At 58.8% G+C, this 22,983-nt stretch carries 18 protein-coding genes and 1 other annotated feature; of the genes, 15 read left to right on the top strand and 3 right to left on the bottom strand.

Going from position 1 to position 22,983, the window contains the following annotated elements:
- The first annotated feature begins 2 nt into the window (after positions 1 to 2).
- The 14 genes from ACFQZG_RS21770 (at position 3) to ACFQZG_RS21705 (ending at position 17,717) form a co-directional block, all read left to right on the top strand.
- Positions 3 to 2,021, top strand: coding sequence for a methyl-accepting chemotaxis protein (locus ACFQZG_RS21770; RefSeq protein WP_378156371.1), 2,019 nt, complete (start codon positions 3 to 5; stop codon positions 2,019 to 2,021).
- Between the two features lie 150 nt (positions 2,022 to 2,171).
- Complete coding sequence (locus ACFQZG_RS21765) at positions 2,172 to 3,152, top strand: aldo/keto reductase (protein ID WP_378156369.1); 981 nt, start codon at positions 2,172 to 2,174, stop codon at positions 3,150 to 3,152.
- A gap of 17 nt (positions 3,153 to 3,169) precedes the next feature.
- A complete protein-coding gene (locus tag ACFQZG_RS21760; protein ID WP_378156367.1) occupies positions 3,170 to 4,837 on the top strand; it encodes a glycoside hydrolase family protein in 1,668 nt (555 codons plus the stop codon).
- 192 nt (positions 4,838 to 5,029) lie between these two features.
- Entirely contained in the window at positions 5,030 to 6,076 is a 1,047-nt protein-coding gene (locus ACFQZG_RS21755) for a zinc-dependent alcohol dehydrogenase (protein WP_378156365.1), read from the top strand.
- A gap of 27 nt (positions 6,077 to 6,103) precedes the next feature.
- Positions 6,104 to 6,883, top strand: coding sequence for a hydroxypyruvate isomerase family protein (locus ACFQZG_RS21750; RefSeq protein WP_378156363.1), 780 nt, complete (start codon positions 6,104 to 6,106; stop codon positions 6,881 to 6,883).
- A gap of 12 nt (positions 6,884 to 6,895) precedes the next feature.
- Positions 6,896 to 8,026: a glycoside hydrolase family 172 protein gene (locus tag ACFQZG_RS21745; protein ID WP_378156361.1), complete on the top strand. Its 1,131-nt coding sequence runs from the start codon at positions 6,896 to 6,898 to the stop codon at positions 8,024 to 8,026.
- A gap of 29 nt (positions 8,027 to 8,055) precedes the next feature.
- Positions 8,056 to 9,414 carry a glycoside hydrolase family 140 protein gene (locus ACFQZG_RS21740; RefSeq protein ID WP_378156359.1) on the top strand — a complete coding sequence of 453 codons (1,359 nt, stop codon included), beginning with the start codon at positions 8,056 to 8,058 and terminating at the stop codon, positions 9,412 to 9,414.
- A complete protein-coding gene (locus tag ACFQZG_RS21735) occupies positions 9,411 to 9,770 on the top strand; it encodes a helix-turn-helix transcriptional regulator (RefSeq protein ID WP_378156357.1) in 360 nt (119 codons plus the stop codon). Before ACFQZG_RS21740 ends, ACFQZG_RS21735 begins: the two co-directional genes overlap by 4 nt.
- A gap of 114 nt (positions 9,771 to 9,884) precedes the next feature.
- Positions 9,885 to 11,615: an extracellular solute-binding protein gene (locus ACFQZG_RS21730; protein ID WP_378156355.1), complete on the top strand. Its 1,731-nt coding sequence runs from the start codon at positions 9,885 to 9,887 to the stop codon at positions 11,613 to 11,615.
- 76 nt (positions 11,616 to 11,691) lie between these two features.
- Complete coding sequence (locus ACFQZG_RS21725; protein WP_378156353.1) at positions 11,692 to 12,594, top strand: ABC transporter permease; 903 nt, start codon at positions 11,692 to 11,694, stop codon at positions 12,592 to 12,594.
- A gap of 14 nt (positions 12,595 to 12,608) precedes the next feature.
- A complete protein-coding gene (locus ACFQZG_RS21720; RefSeq protein WP_378156351.1) occupies positions 12,609 to 13,493 on the top strand; it encodes a carbohydrate ABC transporter permease in 885 nt (294 codons plus the stop codon).
- An 18-nt stretch (positions 13,494 to 13,511) separates the two neighbouring features.
- Positions 13,512 to 15,266 carry a sensor histidine kinase gene (locus ACFQZG_RS21715; RefSeq protein WP_378156349.1) on the top strand — a complete coding sequence of 585 codons (1,755 nt, stop codon included), beginning with the start codon at positions 13,512 to 13,514 and terminating at the stop codon, positions 15,264 to 15,266.
- Positions 15,259 to 16,905, top strand: coding sequence for a response regulator transcription factor (locus ACFQZG_RS21710; protein ID WP_378156347.1), 1,647 nt, complete (start codon positions 15,259 to 15,261; stop codon positions 16,903 to 16,905). The genes ACFQZG_RS21715 and ACFQZG_RS21710 overlap by 8 nt, the downstream gene beginning before the upstream one ends.
- Before the next feature lie 2 nt (positions 16,906 to 16,907).
- The gene (locus ACFQZG_RS21705; protein ID WP_378156346.1) at positions 16,908 to 17,717 is read left to right on the top strand and encodes a ChbG/HpnK family deacetylase; all 810 of its coding nucleotides are present in this window, start codon (positions 16,908 to 16,910) and stop codon (positions 17,715 to 17,717) included.
- Here the strand turns inward: ACFQZG_RS21705 and ACFQZG_RS21700 are convergent.
- Both ACFQZG_RS21700 and tyrS read right to left on the bottom strand, forming a co-directional pair.
- Positions 17,710 to 18,183, bottom strand: coding sequence for a GNAT family N-acetyltransferase (locus tag ACFQZG_RS21700; RefSeq protein WP_378156344.1), 474 nt, complete (start codon positions 18,181 to 18,183; stop codon positions 17,710 to 17,712). The two genes, ACFQZG_RS21705 and ACFQZG_RS21700, sit on opposite strands and share 8 nt — an antisense overlap.
- Before the next feature lie 104 nt (positions 18,184 to 18,287).
- A complete protein-coding gene (gene tyrS, locus ACFQZG_RS21695) occupies positions 18,288 to 19,577 on the bottom strand; it encodes a tyrosine--tRNA ligase (protein ID WP_378156343.1) in 1,290 nt (429 codons plus the stop codon).
- A 59-nt stretch (positions 19,578 to 19,636) separates the two neighbouring features.
- Positions 19,637 to 19,865: a binding site (T-box leader), on the bottom strand.
- 175 nt (positions 19,866 to 20,040) lie between these two features.
- Between tyrS and ACFQZG_RS21690 the strand changes: the two genes are divergently transcribed.
- Positions 20,041 to 21,867 carry a peptidoglycan D,D-transpeptidase FtsI family protein gene (locus ACFQZG_RS21690; protein ID WP_378156341.1) on the top strand — a complete coding sequence of 609 codons (1,827 nt, stop codon included), beginning with the start codon at positions 20,041 to 20,043 and terminating at the stop codon, positions 21,865 to 21,867.
- Here ACFQZG_RS21690 and ACFQZG_RS21685 read toward each other — a convergent pair.
- A complete protein-coding gene (locus ACFQZG_RS21685) occupies positions 21,809 to 22,945 on the bottom strand; it encodes an AI-2E family transporter (RefSeq protein ID WP_378156339.1) in 1,137 nt (378 codons plus the stop codon). The genes ACFQZG_RS21690 and ACFQZG_RS21685 overlap by 59 nt on opposite strands.
- Positions 22,946 to 22,983: the final 38 nt, after the last annotated feature.

Genomic DNA, 22,983 nt, shown 5'->3' with positions numbered 1-22,983 from the left:
TGATGGACAAACGAATGATAAACCCGGTGCGTTCGGTAGGCATGAAGCTGTTCTTGCTCATCTTCTGCGGCACGCTGGCGTGCGTCGTCACGCTCGGTTGGTTCTCGTACGCGAAGTCGAGCGACATTATTCAACGGAAAGTCGCGGAGGCGATGAACCAGACGACGGAAGAGAACGCCGGCAAGCTCGCGCTGCTGTTCGAAGGCTACGAGCGTCAATCGCTTCAATACGTGACCGACCAGGCGTTCATGGCGAATCTGAAAATCGTCGGCGCGCCGGCCAGCACGGAGGAAGAAGGCGACGCCATCGAAGCGATCACGAAGAAGATCAACGGAGCCTCGCTCGCGGACGCAACGCTGGAATCGCTGTTGCTGCTGCCTCACGAGAAGGACAAGCCGGTAATCAAATCGAGCAGCAATCTGAATATGTCCAAGATATGGGATACGCCGATGTTGCAAGCGATCCAAGCGGGCGAAGGAAAGGTCGTCTGGCTGCCGACGCAGCCGAAAGGGATCGACGGCATGCGTCTGAACGCGACGTTCACGCTCGGCAGAACGATCAACGTCGATCACAAGTATGATCTCATCATGGAGATCAAACTGAAGTCGCTCGAACAGCAGATGAGCAGCGTCTCGCTCGGCGAAGGCAGCGCCGTCTACGTCGTATCTCCGGACAATCGAATCGTGTACGGCCCGGATCCTGCGAAGCTCGGTACCGAATATCCGTATCCGCGATCCGCGGAGAACGGATCGATGACGATCGACGTGAACGGAACGGAGACGTTATCCTCCGTCGGCGTCGTCAAGACGAACGGCTGGCTCGTCATCGGCAACGTTCCCGTATCGTTCCTCGTGAAGGACGCGATGGCGATCCGGAATTTAACATGGGCGATCTCGATCGTCGCCGGGCTTATCGCGGTAGGCATCGGCATCCTCGTCATGCTGACGGTCGGACGTCCGCTCGCTCGCCTGCGCACGCTTATGAACGAAGGAGAGAAGGGCAACTTGACCGTCCGGTCTTCGATTCGCAACAGGGACGAGATCGGGCAGCTGTCCGATAGCTTCAACCGGATGATGGAGGAGATTACGGGGCTCGTCAGCCGGACGAACCGCTCCGCGCAAGAGGTGCTCGAGACGGCAGCCATGCTCGCGGAATCGTCTCGCAAGACGGCCGGCGCCGCGAAGGAGATCGCCACGGCGACGGAAGAGATAGCAGGCGGGGCGACGAACTTGGCGGTAGAATCGGAGAGAGGGACCGATCTGACGGTACGCATCGGCGAGCACGTGCAATCCGTCATCGATTCGAACGCGAGCATGGGCCGTTCGGCGAGCGAAGTCGAGGAAGCGAGCCGGACCGGCTCCGATCATATGGGCGCGTTGATCGACAAGACGGGGCAGACGGAGCGAATGACGCGCGCCATGGCGGACAAGGTCGACAAGCTGAAGGAAAGCACGGGCTCGATTCGCCGCATTCTGGAAGTGCTCGGCAACTTGACGAAGCAGACGAACATTCTCAGCTTGAACGCGACGATCGAAGCGGCGCGCGCGGGCCATGCCGGCAAAGGCTTCATGGTCGTCGCGGACGAGATTCGCAAGCTAGCCGACCAATCGCGGCAATCGATCGGCATCGTCGGCGACATCGTCGAGAATATCCAACGCGAGATCGACGAGACGGTGCACGTGCTGTCCGAAGCGCATCCGATCTTCCGGGAGCAGATCGGCTCGGTTCGCGACGCGAATCTGATCTTCCGCGCCGTGCAAAGCAACATGAACGACTTCGCCCTGCGGCTGTCCGCCGCGACGGATTCCGTCCGCCAGCTCGAGGACGCTCAATCGACGTTATCGCTCGCGATGAGCAATGTCAGCGCGGTGGCGGAAGAGGCGTCCGCGACTTCCGAGGAGGTCGCGTCTCTCAGCAGCGAGCAGCTGAACGTCAGCGAAGGGCTCGTAGGGCTGTCGAACAGGTTGGAGGCGGTATCGGCGCAGCTGCGGGAATCGCTCAGCCGGTTCATGGTCAAATAGCCCGTCATCGCAAGACTGCCGCGAAATACCGGCAGTCTTATTCATGTCCGCGACGCGTCGTAACTTCTTACCTTTGGACAATGCGCGAAGAGACGATTCCGGTTACACTGTAAGGACTTGGCGTAATCCCTACGATGGAGGTACATGCAGATGAGAATTCGGCACATTCCCGGAACGACGCTTCAGCCATCCGTTATCGGACTAGGCACGGCCGATTTCGGCACCGCGCTCGACCGCGAACGATCGTTCGGGTTGTTGGATCGGTATATCGAACTCGGCGGGACGCTGATCGATACGGCGCACGTCTACGGCGATTGGGCGGAGGGCGGGACGGGAGCAAGCGAGAGAACGGTCGGCTCGTGGTTGCGAGAGCGCGGCGGCATGCGGGACCGGATCGTATTGTCCACGAAAGGCGCTCATCCGCCGTTGAACGAGATGTCACGCCCCCGACTGGACGAGGAAGCGATCCGAAGCGATCTGTTCGATAGCCTCGAGCGGCTGCAGACGGATCGGATCGATCTGTATTGGCTGCACCGTGACGACCCCGCGCGGTCCGTCGAAGCCATTATGGAGTCGCTGCACGAGCACGTAATCGCGGGGCGGATCCGTTACGTCGGCGCATCTAATTGGACGCCGGAACGGATCGAGGCGGCCAATCGTTATGCCGCGGCGAATGGCCTCACGCCGTTCATCGGCAGTCAGCCGCATTGGAATCTGGCTTCGCTGAATCCCGTCCTGCCTCCGGATAACGCGGCGATCGACGATCGGGAGCAAGATTGGTACGCCGACTCCGGGGTCGCGGTCTTCGCCTACTCCGCGCAAGCGTCTGGTTTCTTCGGCGGGAAATACGACCGGAATCGGCAACCGAGCGGCGGCCGATCGTCTATCGCCTTGGCGATGTACGCGAACGATACGAGCTACGATCGGCTGGAACGGGCTCGGGAGCTCGCCGCCGCGCTCGGAGTTAGCAGCTCCCAAGTCGCGCTTGCCTATCTCGTGTCGCAGCCGTTCCCCGTGTACGCGCTCATCGGCCCGAACAAGCTTGAACATCTGGAGGACAGCTGCCAAGCCGGCGATCTGGTTCTGACGCCCCGGCAGCTTGCCTACTTGAAGAGCGGTCAGCCGCTGTAAGGAAAGGAAGGAAGCAGATGACGCTTCACGCGATCAACCTGAGGAATATCCAAGCGCAAGGCGAGCTGCGCGATAGAATCGAAGCCAGCCTGACTCGCCTGGAGGCGGACGACTTCCGCCCGGAACGCGTGTATCGCGTACCCGAGTACGATTGGCCGGGCGATCAAGAGGGACGGACGCTGCTGGCTCTCGTCATGCTTGCGCAGGGAACGGGACGAGAACCTCGTTACATGCGGGACATTATCGCCCGGATCGACGGGGCGCTGAACGATCGGGGCTACTTCGGCAAGGCGCTTCCGCATGGCGAGATCGACGAGCAGCAACTGGCGGGCAATAGCTGGTTCCTGCGCTCACTGTGCGAATATTACGAATGGACGAAGGACGAGCCGACGCTGCGGCGTATCGAGACGCTGGCGCGCAACTTGATTCTTCCGACCCAAGGCGCCTATGCGCGTTATCCGGCGCGGCCGGATCAACGCGTGTTCGCGGGAGAAGCGTCGGGTACTTTGTTGTCCGGCATGACGGACGGCTGGTATTTGTCTACCGACATCGGCTGCGCCTTCATTATGTTGGACGGTGCTTCCCATGCCTATCGATTGCTCGGATGGCCGGAGCTAGGCGAGACGATCGAAGAGATGATCGGCGTCTTCGCCGGCATCGATTTCCTTGCCGCGTCGATGCAGACGCATGCGACTTTGTCCGGCTTAAGAGGGATGCTCCGCTATTGCGACGATTCCGGCGATGAATCGATCCTGCAACGGGCGCAGACGATATACGCCCTCTATACGGACCGAGGAATGACGGAAAACTACGCGAACTACAACTGGTTCGGCCGACCGGATTGGACGGAGCCTTGCGCCGTCGTGGACTCGTTCCTCGTCGCGGTAGACCTCTGGCGGCTAAGCGGTCGAACCGGCTACTTGAACGACGCGCAAGCGATCTATTATAACGGCATCGGCCACGGCCAACGACCGAATGGCGGTTTCGGCTGCGACTTCTGCTCCGGCGCGCGCGAGCCGTATCTATACCCGCTCGCGAACGTGTTCGAGGCTTGGTGGTGCTGCACGATGCGCGGCGGCGACGGCTTAGCCCGAGCGTCTTCGTATACGCTATTCGTCGACGACGATACGATCGCCGTGCCGTTCTTCCATTCCGCCGCCGCGGGAATCGGCGACGCGAACATCGTCATCGAGAGCGGATTCCCGCTTGAGGGACGGCTACGCATCGGGATTGACGGCAATACGCATCGGCAATGGCGAATTTTCCTTCCGGATTGGATCGATCGCGACAGCGTGACGCTTCTATTGGACGGGGTTACCGGGAAGGCTCGCATCGTCGATGAGTTCGTCGTCGTCGAAGGCGCGCGGCACTCGATCGAGATCCGATTCGCCATCGGGTTGCGCGAGGAGTCCGTCGTCGGCAGCGAAGCGCTGCCGGGCGCTTACCGCTCGTTCCGTTACGGCGCCCTCGTTCTCGGCTTGCGAGACGCGGAGGAAGAGATTCTGCTAAGCGACGGGTACGCGGCGGTTCCGGGCGAGCAACCGGGGCACTATCGGCTGACGACAGCCGGCACGAATGACGAAGGCTCTAAGGGCCATGCGCTTGAACCGTTCCATGACCTGTTCCGAATGAACGAGGAGCAGGCCGTACGGGATAAGAAACAAATCTTGTTCAGACCGATCTAACCATTCAATGCCGATCTTGGCCGCGTGCGACTTATCTTCCACGGATAAGCGCGCGCGGCTTCTTCGGCGTTACCGGCGCCGAAAGTCAATGGATGTCAACGGATGTTAATAGCTGATAATAGCGGCCTCCTGCGGCCGTTGATACAATTTAGATCAGATCGATTTCGATTAACGACATTGGAGGACAAGAGCATGGGACAAGCGCTCGTATTCGACGGACAACGCTCCGTTCGATTCGATACGTACGAAGAACGGCCGCTCGCCGCGGGGGAGATCAGGCTCAAGACGCGATATTCCGGCATTAGCGCGGGTACGCAGCTGACCGCTTACCGAGGCACGAATCCGATGGTAGGCAAGGTAATGAACAAGGAGCTTCGGCTATTCGAGACGAGAGACGAGGCAAGCTCCCTCTATCCAGTCGTCGGGGGTTGGGCGTACGAGGAAATCGGCGAGGTGGCCGAAGTCGCGCCGGACGTGAATGACATGAAGCTGGGAGAGCTTATCTACGGTACGTGGGGACATCGAAGCTCGCATATCGTCAAGGCGCCATTCGCGCGCGAGCACCGTCTATCTCCGGCCCTCAACCCGATCGTCGGCATATTCTCGCAAATGGGCTGCATCGCGCTGAACGCCGTGCTGGATGCGCATATCCATGTCGGCGAGACGGTCGCGGTGTTCGGACAAGGCGTGCCCGGACAGCTGGTCGCCCAGTTGGCCAAGCAGAACGGGGCGACCGTCATCGCGATCGACCTGGACGACTATCGTCTGGAGAAGTCCAAGGCATTCGGCGCGGACTATACGATCAACAGCGCCGCGCGCGACGTGGCGAAGGAAATAAGGGCGCTGACGGGAGGCCGCGGCGCGGATACGGTCATCGAGATATCGGGCTTCGCGAAGGCGCTTCATCAAGCGATTCGGTCCGTCGTCTATAACGGCCGCGTCGTGGCCGCGGGGTTCTACCAAGGCCAAGCCGAAGGCTTGTTCCTCGGCGAGGAGTATCACCATAACCGGATTCAGCTCGTCTGCTCGCAGATCGGCGCGGTCGCGCCCGAGCTGAACAACCGTTGGGACAGATTACGCATGGAGCAGACGATTTTCCGCCTCGCGGAGCAAGGGAAGCTTGATCTGGAGGGCTTGGTAACCCGTGTCGTGCCGTTCGAAGAGGCTGCGGCCGCCTACGACATGCTGGACCGCCGGACGGAGAACAACTTGCAAGTCGTATTGAGCTTCGGCGAATAACTTCAACTGCGAAAGGCGGTTCATGAGATGAAATTCTCGGTATCCATACATGCGTCATTGAACGCGAAGGATCTATCCACGGCGGATAAAATCCGCAAATCGGCAGAGCTCGGTTTCCCGGCCTTCGAACTGTGGACCTGGTGGAACGAAGACGTCGACGAGGTGTCGCGAGTCGCGAAGGAGAACGGCATCGAGATCGGCTCGGTGTGCACGAAGTTCGTGTCGCTGGTCGATCCCTCGATGCGGGAAGCGTATTTGACCGGACTTCGGGAGAGCATCGCCGCGGCGCGTCGGCTCGGATGCCGTTACCTGATCAGCCAGACGGGCGACGTCATCCCGGGCTCGAGCAGGGCGGATCAAGCCACTTCCCTGATCGGCGGATTGAAGGCCGCGGCGCCCTTGCTGGAAGAAGCGGGCATCACGCTCGTCGTGGAGCCTTTGAACACGCTCGTCGACCACCCCGGCTATTTCCTCGAGAAGGCAGACGAAGCTGCCGACCTCGTTCGCGCGGTCGGAAGCCCCAACGTCAAAATGCTGTACGACGTCTATCATCAGCAAGTGACGGAGGGGGATCTCATCCGGACGATTCGCCGGCACCGGGAGGAGATCGCGTATTTCCACATCGCCGATCATCCCGGCAGACACGAGATCGGCACGGGGGAAATTCATTACGCCAACGTCCTGCAAGCGATTAAGGATACAGGATACGACGGTTATATCGGGCTTGAGTATTTTCCGAAGGGGGACGCCGAATTCGCCTTGCGGAAGTTCATGGAACAATTCGGGCCCTTGATGCGCGGCGAATAGGAGCGATGGAAGATGACAGCGATGAACGAGCTATTCCGGCTGCGGAAGGGGATCCGCTCGAAGCGGATCTCGAGCTACGACCGAACCGGGGGAAACAAGGACTCCGTTCCGATCTCCGCCGGCGAGACGAAGGAAATCGCCCGCATCGAAGGAGCGGGCATTATTCGGCATATCTGGATCACGATCAATACGAAAGATCCGATGATCCGGCGCAACGCGATCCTCCGGATGTATTGGGACGGGGAAACCGAACCGAGCGTCGAATCGCCGATCGGAGATTTCTTCGGACAAGGCTGGGGGGAGTATTATAACTTCGTCTCGATGCCGCTGGCCGCCGCCCCGGCAAGGGGGAGCGCGCTGAACTGTTATTTCGCGATGCCGTTCGGCAGCGGCGCCGTCATTACGATCGAGAACGAGTCGGAACAGCCGATCGAATCGTTCTACTACTACGTGGATTACGAAGAGCATGACGGCATGCCGGACGACGCGGGACGGTTCCATGCCCAGTGGCGGCGGGAGCTGACGGAATCCCACGGCGACGGGGGCGAGAACGAAGGGCTGGAGATCGCGCCTCAAGAAGCGAACCGGAGCGACGAGCGCAATTACGTGTTCGCCGATATCGAAGGCAAAGGACACTTCGTCGGCCTGAATTATTACGTCGATAATCCGAGTCCGATGTGGTACGGAGAAGGCGACGACATGTGGCGGATCGACGGCGAGGCATGGCCCTTCTCCTTGCACGGCACGGGAACGGAAGACTTCTTCAACTCCGCTTGGTGCCCGAGCGAGCCCTATCTGCATCCGTATTTCGGCTATGCCAGGGTGAACGGCCAGACGGGCTTCCTCGGACGCACGCATTGCTACCGGTTCCTGCTGGAGGATCCGATCTACTTCGAGAAGTCGCTTAAGGCAAGCATCGAGCATGGCCACGCCAACGTGCTGACGTTGGATTTGGCCACGGTCGCCTATTGGTACCAGAGCGAACCGCACAAGCCGTTCCCGAAGCTGCCGGAGAAGGCGGGGAGGCAGAACATGCCGGCGCTGAATCTTCACGATCTGCATTATTGGCGCCAGGAATACCGTAACGCGTTCGGCGGGGGCTCCCGCATATGGGGCGACGAATGGCGGAAAAACCGGACATAGATGAGAGAATCAACCAGGAAGGTGAAAATATGCGCATGCTAAACGTATCCGACAATCGGAGATTCCTCTCGAAGGAAGACGGAAGCCCCTTCTTCTACTTGGGAGACACGGCATGGGGGCTGTTCCAGCGCCTTAACCGGGAAGAGGCGGAACGCTATCTGACGGTAAGAAGCGAGCAACGGTTCACCGTCGTGCAAGCCGCCATCCTCGCGGAAGACAACGGGCTAAGCGATCCGAACGCATACGGCCACGTGCCGCTCCATCGGGACGAATCCGGCGCATACGATCCGACTCGCCCGAAGGTGAACGCGGACGGAGACGATTATTGGCAGCATGTCGACTTCGTCGTGCAGAAGGCGGCCGATCTCGGTCTGGTCATGGGCATCGTCCCCACTTGGGGAGACAAGGTGGTCATGGGAAATCCGTTCGCCAAAGGACCGGAAATATTCAACCGGGACAACGCGCGGGCATTCGGCCGTTACGTCGGCGCAAGGTATAAGAATCAGCCGAACATCGTGTGGATTCTCGGCGGAGACCGCAATCCGTACGGCAAAATCGACGTATGGAGGGCATTGGCCGAAGGGCTCCGCGAAGGGGACGAAGGCGCCCACCTGATCACGTACCACCCGGAAGGCTTGTACTCCTCCTCGATCTGGTTCCATCACGATTCGTGGCTGGACTTCCATACGCATCAGTCCGGGCATTTCGCCAGGAATCAAGATAATTACAACATGATCGCCAAAGATTATGCCCTGTATCCGCCGAAGCCGACCTTCGATATCGAGCCTCGGTACGAGGGCCATTCCGTCAACTGGAACGAGAAGCTCGGTTACTTCAACGATTACGATGCCAGGCAGCCGGCCTACTGGCAGCTGATGTCCGGAGCATGCGGGCATACGTACGGCCATACGAGCGTATGGCAGTTCTACGATCCGGAAGCGGGACGCGAATCGTATAGCGGCGCGAGCGCGCATTGGCAAGACGCGTTGAACAGTCCGGGAGCGGAACAGATGCGGCATCTTCGCGCGCTGGTCGATTCGCATCCGTTCCTGCAGCTCGCGCCAGATCAAGCGCTCGTCGTCGATCCGCTTGCCGGCGCGGATCATATCCGCGCCGCGCGAGGCGAGAGCTACGCGTATATTTACAGCGCGACGGGTCAACCGTTCGAGGTGCGGATGGGCCTCATCTCGGGCAGCGCGGTCCGCGCGCGCTGGTTCGATCCGCGCTCCGGCGCATGGGCAGCCGTCACGGGCGTATTCGCCAACGGAGGTCTTCGACGGTTCGAGCCGCCGACTTCCGGCATCGGCGAGGATTGGGTGCTGGTGCTGGACGACGCGGCGCCATCCGCCGGCTCCGTCGCCACCTCGGGGGAGCCCGACCTCGGATGAACAAGCCGGCCAAGGATCGGACCAGCGTCGTGATGGCCCGCGTCAAGCAGTATGTCGCGGACTCGATCGGACAAGGCTGCAAGGCGGAAGAAGTAGCCCGGCATTTTCATTATCATCCGAAATATTTGTCCCAATGGTTCAAGAGGGAGAACGGACAACCGTTGTCTGCGTTCATCGCCTCCGTCCGGATGGAGCGGGCCAAGTCGCTTCTCTTGGAGACGGACCAGACCGCCAGCGCGATCGCCGACCAGCTCGGCTTCTCCAGCTCGCAGCACTTCTTCAAGCGCTTCAAGCAGGACACGAAGACGACGCCGATCCGTTTCCGGAGCGACCGCCGAAGAGGGGCAACAAGTTAAGAAGTGATAACGAAAGTTAATAACGGAGGAATACTCAACCTTCCGAATCCGTTCTAAGATGAATGCAAGGAGACAACGCTCCTTCACAAATTCGCCAGCGAGGGGAATCATCACATGCAGAAACAGAAGTTGAGAAAAGGGTCGTTCGTCGTGTTGGCAGCTTCTTTGGCATTAGGTACCGCGGCATGCGGTAACGATGATACGAACAACGCGAACGGTTCCGCTACCGCTCCGACCGCAACGGCAAGCCAAGCTTCCGGTACCGCGTCCGCGGCTCCCAAGGCCGACCCGCTCGGCAAATACGAGACGCCGATCGAAGTGACGGTGGGCGCTTCCGTCGATACGAGCGTCGTGTTCCAGAAGGGCGAAGATATCGACAACAACGTATGGACGAAAGAAATCGAAAGCGTGCTCGGCATCAAAATCAAGCATCCGTTCGTCGTCGACGAAACGCAATACGCGAACAAGCTTAACGTTATCATCGCTTCCGACGAACTTCCGGACGTGACCCGCGTCGGCGCCCAGCAGCTCAGACAGCTCGTCGAAGCCGATGCCGTCTTGGATTTGACCGAAATCTACGATCAATACGGCTCCGAGCAATTGAAGAAGGTGCTCGCCGAGGATAATGGCGTCGCAATAGGCGCTTCGACGTTCAAGGGCAAGCTGATGGCGATTCCGATTCCGAACAGCGCGGACATCAACGACGTGCTCTGGGTTCGCCAAGACTGGCTCGATAACCTCGGCCTGTCCGCTCCGAAGACGATGGACGAGTTCTTCGCGATCGCGAAAGCGTTCTCCGAGAACGATCCGGATCAGAACGGCAAAGACGATACGTACGGCTTCGGCATCAACAAGAGCGTCAACGGATGGGGCTTGGCCGACGCGATCGGCGTCTTCAACGGCTACGGCGTCTATCCGGAGATGTGGCAGGAGAAGGACGGCAAGCTCGCGTACGGCTCGATCCAGCCGGAAGTGAAGGACGTCCTGGCGAAGCTCGCCGACATGTACGAAGCGAAAATTCTGGATCCCGAGTTTTCCGTTAAGGACGAAGCGACGGCAGCGGGCGATCAAGCGGCGCAAAAGGGCGGCATGATGTACGGCGCGACCTGGGCGCCATACTATCCGCTCGGCGATACGATCAAGAACAACGCCAAGGCGCGTTGGGTTCCCGTCGCGCTTCCGTCCGCGGACGGTTCGATGGCGAAGGACCAAGTGGATCCGTCCCCGGTCGGTTATTACGTCGTCAGAAAAGACGCGAAAAATCCGGAAGCGGCGCTGAAGCTGGCGAACTACTTCGCGAAGATGGAAGTGGAGTGGGATCAAGATCCCGCGCTGTACGCGAAATTCCATGACACCGAAGTCGACGACGGCAACGGCGGCAAGAAGAAGATCGAGCTGTTCAAGTACGCGCCGGTCATGGTAGCGAGCACGAAGGTCAACCTCGCGATTCATCAGAACCTGAACAAGGCGATCGAAGCGAAAGACCGTAATTCGTTGAGCGCTTCCCTGCAGGACGATTACGACAGAATCGTATCGTTCATGGACAAGCAAGACGTCAACAACTGGGGCGACTTCGCGGTATTCGGCCCGACCGGCTCTTACCACATCGTCGACGAAGCCGTCAAACAGAACGCCGTATTCCTGAACGCGTTCACCGGCGGGGCAACCGAAACGATGGGCGAGAAGAAGAAGCTTCTCGAAGACCTGGAAGTGCAGACGTTCACCAAAATCATCATGGGCGCGGCTCCTGTCGACGAATTCGATAAATTCGTCGAGCAGTGGAAGAGCCAAGGCGGTCAGCAAATTACGGACGAAGTGAACGAGTGGTACGCATCGAAGCAATAAATCCAGCGTGCCGGTAAGGATGAGGGTTGGGTTGCTCCCAACCCTCGTTCGTATATTGAAGAAGGAGAGGCTTACGATGAACCGGAGAAAACTTCTTTTACTACAATCGCCGCTCCATATCATGTTACTGCCAGGCGTCATTCTCGTAATCATTTTCAGCTACGGTCCGATGTTCGGTCTCGTGATGGCCTTTCAGAAATATTATCCGGCCAAAGGGTTTACAGGTTCGGAATTCGTAGGAATGGAACACTTTAAGTACGTATTCAACATGCCGCAATTCGTGGACGCATTGTGGAATACGCTAACGATCGCAAGCATGAAAATCATTGCGGGACAAATCGTGCCTCTTGTCGTCGCGTTACTCTTAAATGAAGTCGGGAAAAAGCTCATTCGCAGGGGCGTGCAGACGCTCATTTATTTGCCTCACTTCCTGTCCTGGGTTATCCTGGGCGGCATCATGATTCAAATTCTGTCCCCTTCGACCGGCATCGTGAACGGGATGCTCAAAGGGTTCGGCTTGGAGCCGATCTTCTTCCTGGCCGACAATGACTGGTTCCCGTTCATCATCGTCCTCTCGGACGTCTGGAAAGAGTTCGGCTTCAACACGATCGTCTACCTCGCGGCGCTTACGGGCATCAATCCTTCGCTCTACGAAGCGGCCGTCGTAGACGGCGCGGGGCGCTGGAAGCAGACTTGGCACGTCACGCTTCCGGGCATCCTGCCGATCGTCGTCCTGCTCGCGACGCTTAGCCTTGGGAACGTATTGAACGCCGGCTTCGATCAAATCTACAACCTGTATTCCCCTACCGTCTACGAGAGCGGAGATATCATCGATACGCTCGTCTATCGCGTCGGGATCGAAAGCGCGCAGTTCAGCTTGGGGGCAGCGGTCGGATTGTTCCGATCGGTCGTATCCTTGCTCATGATTACGATCTCGTACCTGTTGGCGTATCGGTTCGCAAACTATAGAATTTTCTAGGAAGGATGAGCAGCATGGTCGCTCGCATGTCTTCAGGCAGAAAGCTGTTCGTCGGCTTGAACTATTTGTTCCTTATAACGCTCTCGCTTCTGTGCATACTGCCTTTATTGAACGTGTTCATGATCTCGCTAAGCTCCAAGCCGGCCGTAACCGCGGGACTCGTATCGTTCTGGCCGGTCGGCTTCACGCTCGATTCGTATTCGTTCGTGCTGCATAAGCCGGAATTTTTCCATGCTTTCGGCGTTTCGATCGAGCGGGTGCTCCTGGGCGTTTCCTTGAACATGCTGTTGACGGTTCTAATCGCTTACCCGCTATCCAAGGAAACGGACAAGTTCATGGGCAGAACGAAGTACGTATGGTTCTTCGTCTTCACGATGCTGTTCAGCGGCGGCTTGATTCCGAGTTATCTGATCGTCAACAAGCTGCATCTGACGGACTCGATCTGGGCGCTCGTATTGCCCGGCGCGGTTCCGATCTTCAACGTCATCTTGCTGCTCAACTTCTTCAGGAGCTTGCCGAAGGAGCTGGAGGAAGCCGCGTTCATAGACGGCGCCGGCCATTGGCGGGTGCTGTGGCGAATCTTCGTGCCTCTGTCCAAGCCTTCCCTCGCGACGATTACGTTGTTCGTTATCGTAGGGCACTGGAACTCATGGTTCGACGGATTGATCTACATGAATAACTCGGACGGCTATCCGCTATCGAGCTACTTGCAGACCGTCGTCGTCAAGCTCGACGCCTCGATCATGCAAAGCGTCGATGTCGAGAAGCTCGCGAACATATCGAACGAGACGAACAAGGCGGCGCAAATCTTCCTTGCCTCGTTGCCGGTATTGCTCGTCTATCCGTTCCTGCAGCGCTTCTTCATCAGCGGCATCGTCATGGGCAGCGTGAAAGAATAATCGGTAGGGTGAACGCATATGGACGCATTCAAGCTTAAAGCGCGTAATTTCGGCATATTCCTGAAGCTGTTGGCCGCTTTCCTGCTCATCATCCTCCCGTTGTTCGGCTCTATCTTCTATTTGAACGGCAAAGCCGAAAGCGATGCGTACGAGGCGCTTCTCGAATCGTTGCAGAACAAGTCGTCGAGCTTCCTCGATTCGATGGATACGGAATTCGACCGAATCCGGAACATCCAACAGGAGTTCGTCAATCATCAGGACCTGCTCGGCTTGAGCATGGCGGACAGCTACATGAGCGCTTACGAGAAATACGCCGCCTTGAACCGGGTGCAGTTCAACTTGCAGCTCATCAAAAATTCGAACAAATACATTAAAACGGCGCGCGTCTACTTGCCTTCGATCGATCGGATGCTGCAAGCGAATTTGAAATACACCGAAATCGACGGCGAGGAATACGAGGCGTTTACCGCGGGCAATCTTGCGCGCGGTTTCGTCGTCTTCCGGGGCGAGCTGTTCTTGACGAGCCGGCTGCCGTACCGGACGAACGAAGGAGAGAGACAGACGACGGCAATCGTGCTCGAGATGGACAAGCAGGCGATGCAAAAGGAGCTGGACAAGCTCGCCACGGGAGGCGGAGCCGCGCTGATCGACGACGATTGGAGCTGGCGCGTCGACGATACCGCGTTCGAGGCGACGGACGACGTCGTCGAAGGCTTGCGGGCGTCCTTCGCGGGCGAGCCGAATTCGCGGGATAAGAAGCCGTTCACGCTCGATATCGGCGGGACGAAATATTTGGCGCTGCTTCATCACTCCGACGCCCACAACTACAACTTGTTCACGTTCGTCCCGGAGAAAGAAGCGATGGGCTCCCTGGCGAAATATAACGTGTGGTTCTGGTCGCTCGCGGTCGGGTCCGTCATCATCATCGTGTTCTTTTCCATGTGGATCTACAGGGTCATTCATAATCCGCTGTCCCGGCTCGTCAGAGCGTTCAGGCGGCTTGAAGTCGGTCATTTCGATATCAACATGACGTATCGGGGACATGACGAATTTTCTTATCTGTACGCGCAGTTTAACGAGATGGTCGTTCGGCTGAGGCAAGCGATCGCGGAAATTTACGAGCAGAAGCTGACCGTTCAACGGGCGGAGCTGAAGCAGCTGCAGGCGCAGATTAACCCGCATTTCCTGTATAACACGTATTTCATCATGAACCAGATGGTTCGCACGCGGGACTACGACAATCTGGAGCCGTTCTCCCGTCATCTAGGTCAATATTTGCAATTCGTGACGCGCAACATCCAGGAAGAAATCCCGCTCGCGCAGGAAGTCGCGTTCATGAGAACGTATATCGACATCCAGTCGATCCGGTTCGAGAACCGGATCGAAGCCGAGGTGGGCGAATTGCCGAGCAAGTTCCATGCGCTCATGGTTCCTCGCCTACTCTTGCAGCCGATCGTCGAGAACGCTTATAAGCACGGTTTGGAGAAGAGGGCGGAGGGCGGCTATTTAAGCGTTCGGTTCCATGACGGAGGGGATCGGCTGACGATCGTCATCGAGGACAACGGCGGGATCGACGACGAACGTCTTGCCCGGCTGCAAGCGTCTCTCTCGGAACGCAACGAATCCGATGAAATTACCGGCATCGTGAACGTCAATCAAAGAGTCATGCTGAGGTTCGGTACCGGTCGCGGGCTGTCGGTCGACAAGAACGAAGAAGGCGGCCTCCGCGTAACGATCGCGTTTCCGGTAGAAGGGGAGGACAAGCATGTATAGATTGTTAATCGTGGACGACGAGCCGTATATTCTGAACAGTCTGGTCGACCTCTTCGCTTCGGAGTCGGATATTCTTGAGATTTACACGGCCGGCTCGGCGGAGAAAGCGTTGGAGCGGTTGAACAAGCAGCGGATGGATATCGTGCTGACGGACATACAGATGCCCGGCATGAACGGCTTGGATCTGCTCGTCGAGATCCGCGGCAGGTGGCCGCTGTGCAAAACGATTTTCCTGACGGGTTACCACGAGTTCGATTACGTCCGTACCGCGATTCGCGAAGGCGGCGTCGACTATCTGCTGAAAACCGAAGATTCGTCGGTCATCCTTCAAGCGATTCGCAAGGCGATCGCGGAAATCGACGACCAACGCAAAGCGCAGCGGCTGCTGTCGTTGTCGGATAGCCAGCGGCACAAAATCGTGCCGCTCCTGCAACGCGAATATTTGCTAAGCTTGATGCAAGGGCAGCCGTCCACCGTCGAATCCCGGCGGCTAGCGTTCGCCGAGAGCGAGCTTCCGCTCGATCCGGAGGCGGACGTCTTCGCGCTGCTCGTACGGATCGACCAGTGGGATCCGCAATGGACGCCTCACGAGAAGGAATTGATGCTCTTCGCGATTCGCAACATCGCCGAAGAGTATTTGAAATCGCACGTGCGCATCGCTTCGACCGTGATCGGTCCTTCGAAGTACATCTGGCTGTTGCAGCCTCGTCTGCCGAACCAGTGGCTGTTATTCGTGAAGGAACACTTAAGCGACATTCAGGCGACGTGCCGCGATCTGCTTAGAATCCCGGTTTCCTTCGCGGTATCGAAGGAGTCCGTCCCTTGGGAGAAGCTGCCCGATCAAGCCGAAAGGCTGAATCGTCTGCTGCTCGCGGGTCCGATCGTGGGCACCGAATTCATCGTCATCGAATCCGACGATTCGGAACAGGAGGATTCGAAAGGAGTACCGCTCTCTTCGGACAAGGAGGCGGACGACTTTCGCAAAGTCGGTCATCGGCTTATCTCGTTGGAAACTTCTCTCGAAAGCGGCAACCGGACGGAATTCATGCATCGATTGGACGAGATCGGCGGGTTGACGCGTTCTTTGCCCCCCGCGTTGTACATGCAAACTTATTATTCGATCGCGACGCTGCTGCTGAAAGGGTTGAACCAGTGGAAGCCCAAAGGCTATTCCGAGTTGCTGGCCGACGTCGTCGGCCTGTATCGGGTCGATCAGTCGTCCGGGGCGAACGAGACATGGGAGCGTTTAAGGGATACAAGCGGCCGGTTGTTCGATGCGCGGGAGAACGAGACGGAAGCCGAGACCGATCAATTGGTGGCGAAGCTTCATCGCTACATTCTAAGCAATCTGGACGGCGACGTTTCCTTGCCGCGGCTCGCGGAGGTCGTCTACTTGAATCATGTGTATCTATGCAGGCTGTACAAGCAAAAGACGGGGATCGGATTGTCCGATTACATGATGAACGTCAAAATCACGCGGGCGAAAGAATTGCTTGCGGAGCCTCAGTGGAAGGTGCATGAAATCGCCGCGAAAGTGGGATACGATTCTACGCCTTCGTTCACCCGGTTCTTCAAACGGCATACGAATATGGCTCCGCAAGAGTATAGGGATTCGGTCATTCACGCGAAAGAAGGGTGAGCATGCAGATGGAACAAAGCAATCAAGCGACGGATCGGATAAAACTCATAACGAGAGCGGACGATGCGGGCAGCGGGACGACGGCCGACCTGGCGATCTCCGAAACGGTAGAGAAGGGGATCGTCCGCAACGTCTCGGTGATGGCGGTCGGGCGGAGCGTCGAGCACGCCGCGGAATTGTTGGCGGGTAACGGTCAAATCTGCTTCGGCCTGCACGCGACGCTGAATTCGGAATGGAACGACGTGCGCTGGGGGCCGCTAAGTCCGAAGCATACGGTTCACTCCTTGATCGAGCGCGACGGTACGTTCACTCGTTCACCGCAGCGCTTCCTCGCCAATCCGCCTCGCAAGGAGGAAGTATTCGACGAGCTCCAGGTACAGCTGAACCGGTTGCGCTCGCTCGGCTTTCCGATCGCGTACGCGGATACGCACATGGCGTTCGAATGGGCGATTCCTTGGTTCGAGGAGCCGTTCGACCGTTGGTGCGAGCGCGAAGGCATTCGGAATTACAAGCGGTATAGCCGCGTTCTCCCCGGGTTCGGTTACGAGGACTTGCAATATCCGGAAGACCCCGTGACGCGAATGACGGAGATGCTCGAACGCGCGGAGCCCGGGCAGTATTTGGTCGTCGGCCATCCGGGCTACGATGACCTGTCCATGAGAGCGTTCGGCAACGCGGATTATCCGGGCGAGCGGGTCGCTCGCGACCGCGCGCTGGAGCGGGAGATGTTCATGCGCGCGGACGTGCTGGACGCCTGCGCTCGCCTTGGCGTCCGCCCGATCCGGTATGACGAGGCGGAGCCGATCAAGTAGTCGGTTTCTTGTAGTGGATTAACGTCGCGTTCTCGTTCAGCTTCGTTTGCTCTCCGGTCTTTCGGTAGCCTAGCTTCTCGTAGAGATAGCAATTCCGGGCTTCCTCCAGAAGGGTAACCAGTTCCCAGGTGATGGCTTGAGGGTACATGCGCTCCGCTTCGGCGATCGCGAGCTGCGCGATACCGCGTCCTTGGCAGTCGGGTTTGATGAACAACGGACTGATGCAGTAACGGGCTTCCTCTTTCCATACGATACGAATCGCTCCGACCGGCGCATCGGATTCCATGATCATGTAGTAGGCGCTATTCGGATCGTTAATCCTCCCGATCACGCGATCGATCGTCTCGTTCGCCGGATTCGTATCGAAGTCTTGGTATCGATCTAATAAGGGCTGGAAGGCTTGTACTTGCATGTCGAATATCGAGCGCGCGTCGGAATCGGCGGCCCTTTGTAAGGTTATGGGCATCCTTGTCCCTCCTTCAATGTTCGTAAAATAAAACCGCCATTGCAGCGAAAGCTTCAATGGCGGTTCTTCTTCGCGTGTCGTGAAGGCTGAGGAAACGCGTGCCGTTACGCGAACTTCACCAGGTAGTAGTTTTTCTTGCCGCGGCGAAGGACGACGAACTTGCCGTGCAATCGCTCATCTTTGGACACCGTCGCGTTCGGGTCGGTTACCTTGCTGCCGTTCACGAGCACGGCGCCGCTCTCGATGTCTTGGCGCGCTTGTCTGCGGGACGGCGCGGCTTGCGCGGCGATCAGCAGATCCATCAGAGCCGATGCATCCGCGTCTTCGACGGTCGCGCTCGGCATATCTTGAAGCGCCTCGACGAGCTCGGCTTCGTCCAATTGCGTAATGTCGCCGGAGAACAACGCTTGCGTAATGCGCTCGGCGGTGCCGACCGCGTCTTCGCCGTGCACGAGTCGGGTGACCTCGCGGGCGAGTTCCCGCTGCGCCGCGCGTTTCTCCGGACGCTCGGACACCTCGGTCTCCAGCTCGGCGATCTGCTCGCGGGAGAGCGACGAGAAGTATTTCAAGAACTTCACGACGTCCGCGTCGTCCGTGTTGATCCAGAACTGGTAGAACTGGTACACCGACGTCTTGCTCCGGTCAAGCCATACGGCGCCAGATTCCGATTTGCCGAATTTTTTGCCGTCGCTCTTCGTCACGAGAGGGAGCGTCATGCCGAACGCGTCTCCTCCGCCCATTTTGCTAATCAGGTCAAGGCCCGCGGTAATGTTGCCCCATTGGTCGCTGCCGCCGATCTGCAGGGAGCAGCCATGGACTTCGTGCAGCTTCTGGAAGTCGAACGCCTGCAGGATCATATAGCTGAATTCCGTGAAGGAAATGCCGTTAGCCAGACGCGAATCGACCGAATCCTTGGCGAGCATGTAGTTCACGGTGAAGTTCTTGCCGATGTCGCGCAGGAACGTGATGATGTCCAGCGGCTTGATCCAATCGTAGTTGCTGACGAGTTTCGCCGTGTTCCCTTCCGCCTCGAAGTCGAGGAAGCGGGACAGCTGATCTCTCAGTCGATCGGTCCATAGCGCCACCGTATCGTCCGTGTTCAAGGAACGCTCCGTCGTGCGTCCGCTCGGGTCGCCGATCAGGCCGGTGCCGCCGCCGACGAGGGCGATCGGCTTATGTCCGGCTTGCTGGAACCGGCGCAGCACGAGAATCGGCAGCAGGTGGCCGATATGCAGGCTGTCGGCCGTCGGGTCGAAGCCCGCGTACAACGTAATCGATTCGTTCTGCAGCTTCTTCGCCAAGTCGTCGCGGTGGGTCGTCTGGTAGACGAGGCCCCTGTATTCCAATTCCTCCAGCAGCTCGTTGATCGTATTCGTGTCGTTCGTCGCGCTCATGTTCATCTCTCCTCGATTGTCGAATCATTATGACGCAAAAAAGACCCGTCTCTGTCATAGACAGGGACGAGTCATCGCGGTACCACCCTAGTTGAGAACGGCCGATGGCCCATTCTCCGCTCGATGCCCGGTAACGGCAGGCAACCGTCTTGGCCTTCTGCCGGCGGCAGGTTCGGCGCAAGAAGCTCGGGGACGTAATTCGCCTTCGCGGGAGTACCGGCTTGCACCAAGCGCCGGCTCTCTGCACCTCCGGGTGCGAAAGCTACTGATTCCCTTCATCGCGGTAAGTCATTCGATTGTTGCGATTCATTGGATTGTTTAACTTATAACATGTTCGCGAGCCGGTGTCAATCGTTCGTCGTCCCATGCAGTCTGCGCGGCGAACGCATGGGAATACTAGGGAGTAACAACGGCGACGTCGGATGGAACAAGAGGCAAGGTTGAACAAGGGGGGCAAGCGGTAATGAATCGGGAATGGTCAAGGCGCGCATTCCGCGCGCTGCTGCTGATCGCGGTCGTCTTCGGGGCGGAGGGGGCGCGTCTCGCCTGGCTGCAGCTCGGATTCGGAAGCGCGCGCACGGCGGGGAGCACGCTTGCCCGTCAAGCGGTGTTGCAGCGCTCCGACGGGCTCGTGCTCGACAGCGGCCGCGGCCAGTTCCGCGACCGGCACGGCAGGCTGCTGACCGGCGACACGGTGCAGACGCTGGCCGCCTTCCCGGATGACGGAGCGCCCAGGGGCGCCGATAGTACGGTCGAGCGCGTGGCGCGTTCGCTTCGGGTCGAGCCGGCCGCGCTGGAGGATTGGCTGGCTGAGCTGCGCGAGCCTGCGTTCTGGAAGGAGAAGGGTTCCACGCGGGCGCTCGACTTGTCCGACGCGCAGATCAAAGCCGTCAACGAGGCGGACTTGACCGGCGTCGCCGTGCTGCCCGTTCTTAACCGGTACCCGTCCTCGATCACGCCGTTGCACGCGATCGGGTACGTATCGCAGCATCCCGAACGCGTGAAGGAAATTTACGGCGATCAAGTCGAAGGCGGGACGATGGCGCTAACGCGTCCGGTCGGCGGATCGGGGCTCGAGAAGTCGCTCGACAGGCTGCTGCAAGGCATCGGACCGACGGCGGTCATGCAGGTAACGGACGCTGCGCGGCTACCCCTCTCCGGCATCGGGCTGCGCATGATGCTTCAGAAGAACCCGCATTACCCGCTGCAGGTGACGACGACGCTCGACCTGGACGTGCAGTCGGCGGTGGACGCCGTGCTCGCGAAGCATCGCGTCAAGCGCGGCGCGGTCGTCGTACTCGACGCGCGCAACGCCGATATCGCGGCGATGGCATCCCTTCCCCGCCTGAATCCGTACGGCATCGGCGAAGCCGGGACGGACGAGCGCAATCATGCCTTGGAAGCCGAGCCTCCCGGGTCGGTATTCAAGACGGTAACGCTCGCGGCCGCGCTCGAGTCCGGCGTGACGACGTGGGACGAGACGTTCCATTGCGACGGGCATTACGGCAAATACGGACTGAAATGCTGGAAGCACGAGGGTCACGGGGACTTGACGCTTAAGGAAGCTTTCGCCGAGTCGTGCAACGTCGTGTTCGCCGAGCTCGCGGAGCGAATGGATCCGGCATGGCTTCAGATTACGGGAGACCGGCTAGGATTCGGCAGACAGGTAGGCTGGCATACGGAGAAGTTCGTCGACGGGGAGCCGTTGCGGCTGCTGCAGGAGGAGGAACAAGGGGCGATCTTCTTGAGCCGCGAGCGCGGGGAAGACGGCGGCATTCGGGCGGGGACGGGCATCGGTCAGCGGGACGTGCGCGTGACGCCGCTTCAGGCCGCGAACATGGTCGTCTCGGTGCTGCACGACGGCAAAGTATTCTCGCCTCGGCTCGTGAAGGACGTTCGCTACGCGAACGGACAATTGATGGCTAACGTGCCGGTGCACGCGGCGAAGTCCGCATACGGCCAAATCCAGCCCCGTACCGCGGAGCGGCTGCGAGAAGGGATGCGCGCCGTCGCGCAGACGGGCACGGCGGCGCGCGCGCTCGAAGGCTCCGCATGGCCGCTGGCCGGCAAGTCCGGCACGGCGGAACTCGCGGGCAAGCAAAAAGCCCGTAACGACCATTGGTTCGTCGGTTACGGGCCTGCGAAAGGGGAGCCTCGTTATGCGATCGCGGTGCTGCTGGAAGACATGCCGGCCGGCTTGCGCAATCGCGCCGCCGAGCTGTTCGGAGACATTATCGAGCAGCTTCGCCTTCTGGAGCTTCGATCTGCGGAGCGAACGGGGCTACGGTGAACTCTTCCTTCGGGAAACGGATCCATTGGTGGAAGTAGCCTTGGTCGTATAGCGCCTTAAGCAAGATCATGAGAATCGGCGCCAGGATCAATCCGGCTACGCCGAAGAGCGACAGCGAGATCATCATGAAGGCGAGCATCGTGAAGGCGGATACGCCGACCGTCTGGCCCGTGATCCGCGGCTCGAGAATTTGTCTGGACAGCGTAACGACGAGGAGCAAGCCGGTCAGCCATAGCGCGAGGTTCGTCTCGCCGGTGAAGAACAAGTAGGCGATCCACGGGATGAACAGCGTATTGACGCCGAGCAGCGGCAGCACGTCGAAGATGCCGGCGAGCAGCGCGATCGAGAAGGCGTTATTGACGCCGAGCGCGAGCAACGTGACGAAGATGATCGCGAACGTGATGCTGATCAGCATGCCTTGCGCTTTCAGGTAAGCGCCGATGCCGCGGAATACGTTGTTGCGGAGGAATTCCATGGCGACCTTCAGCGTTCTCGGCGAGCGGTCGCGTCCGAGCTTCTTCCACGTCTCGATCTCGATGCTGAGGAAGTAAGCAAGAATGATCGCGATCGAGAAATTAAGCACGAACGAGGAGAAGGAAGTAAGCGCGCCGACGAGCCAGTTGAGGAAGCCTCTTGCCCACTTGGCGCCTTGCTCGGTAACGAAGCCGGTCGCGTCGTTCAGCTTCGCGGCGACGTCGGGCGGCAGCGCGTCGACCCGGCCTTTCATGCCGGACGTCCATTCCTGGATTTTCTCCTGCAGCTGCACTTGGTACTCCGGAAGCTTGTCCGCCAATTGCGTGATCTGTTGCGTGAATATAAAGCCGAGGCCGATGAACGCAGCCAGTATGATCAACGTGAACAGAAGCACGCTGATGCCGGATGCGATCGACTTGCGGAGGCCTAAGCGGTGAAGCAGCCGCGCGAGCGGTTCGATGATCCAGAAGATGATGAAAGAAAGAAATACCGGCGTAGCCAGATCGTACAAAAAGCTGAACGTCCACATCACTAGCCAGACCGTAACGAAAATAACGCCGATGTCGAACGCGGTGCGCCAATACTTTTGATACAACGAGAACATCCGATAGCCACCCTGCCCTTTTTTTCGCGGAACTAATG

It is taken from the genome of Cohnella sp. GCM10027633 (assembly GCF_042675445.1).
In the GTDB taxonomy this organism is placed as follows: domain Bacteria; phylum Bacillota; class Bacilli; order Paenibacillales; family Paenibacillaceae; genus Cohnella.
This window is presented reverse-complemented; position numbering and strand designations above follow the sequence as displayed.

Excerpts from the sequence above, each read along its gene's own strand:
- ACFQZG_RS21770 (WP_378156371.1), top strand. The coding sequence starts at position 3 with ATGGACAAACGAATGATAAACCCGGTGCGTTCGGTAGGCATGAAGCTG.
- ACFQZG_RS21765 (WP_378156369.1), top strand. The coding sequence starts at position 2,172 with ATGAGAATTCGGCACATTCCCGGAACGACGCTTCAGCCATCCGTTATC.
- ACFQZG_RS21760 (WP_378156367.1), top strand. The coding sequence starts at position 3,170 with ATGACGCTTCACGCGATCAACCTGAGGAATATCCAAGCGCAAGGCGAG.
- ACFQZG_RS21755 (WP_378156365.1), top strand. The coding sequence starts at position 5,030 with ATGGGACAAGCGCTCGTATTCGACGGACAACGCTCCGTTCGATTCGAT.
- ACFQZG_RS21750 (WP_378156363.1), top strand. The coding sequence starts at position 6,104 with ATGAAATTCTCGGTATCCATACATGCGTCATTGAACGCGAAGGATCTA.
- ACFQZG_RS21745 (WP_378156361.1), top strand. The coding sequence starts at position 6,896 with ATGACAGCGATGAACGAGCTATTCCGGCTGCGGAAGGGGATCCGCTCG.
- ACFQZG_RS21740 (WP_378156359.1), top strand. The coding sequence starts at position 8,056 with ATGCGCATGCTAAACGTATCCGACAATCGGAGATTCCTCTCGAAGGAA.
- ACFQZG_RS21735 (WP_378156357.1), top strand. The coding sequence starts at position 9,411 with ATGAACAAGCCGGCCAAGGATCGGACCAGCGTCGTGATGGCCCGCGTC.
- ACFQZG_RS21730 (WP_378156355.1), top strand. The coding sequence starts at position 9,885 with ATGCAGAAACAGAAGTTGAGAAAAGGGTCGTTCGTCGTGTTGGCAGCT.
- ACFQZG_RS21725 (WP_378156353.1), top strand. The coding sequence starts at position 11,692 with ATGAACCGGAGAAAACTTCTTTTACTACAATCGCCGCTCCATATCATG.
- ACFQZG_RS21720 (WP_378156351.1), top strand. The coding sequence starts at position 12,609 with ATGGTCGCTCGCATGTCTTCAGGCAGAAAGCTGTTCGTCGGCTTGAAC.
- ACFQZG_RS21715 (WP_378156349.1), top strand. The coding sequence starts at position 13,512 with ATGGACGCATTCAAGCTTAAAGCGCGTAATTTCGGCATATTCCTGAAG.
- ACFQZG_RS21710 (WP_378156347.1), top strand. The coding sequence starts at position 15,259 with ATGTATAGATTGTTAATCGTGGACGACGAGCCGTATATTCTGAACAGT.
- ACFQZG_RS21705 (WP_378156346.1), top strand. The coding sequence starts at position 16,908 with ATGCAGATGGAACAAAGCAATCAAGCGACGGATCGGATAAAACTCATA.
- ACFQZG_RS21700 (WP_378156344.1), bottom strand. The coding sequence starts at position 18,183 with ATGCCCATAACCTTACAAAGGGCCGCCGATTCCGACGCGCGCTCGATA.
- tyrS (WP_378156343.1), bottom strand. The coding sequence starts at position 19,577 with ATGAGCGCGACGAACGACACGAATACGATCAACGAGCTGCTGGAGGAA.
- ACFQZG_RS21690 (WP_378156341.1), top strand. The coding sequence starts at position 20,041 with ATGAATCGGGAATGGTCAAGGCGCGCATTCCGCGCGCTGCTGCTGATC.
- ACFQZG_RS21685 (WP_378156339.1), bottom strand. The coding sequence starts at position 22,945 with ATGTTCTCGTTGTATCAAAAGTATTGGCGCACCGCGTTCGACATCGGC.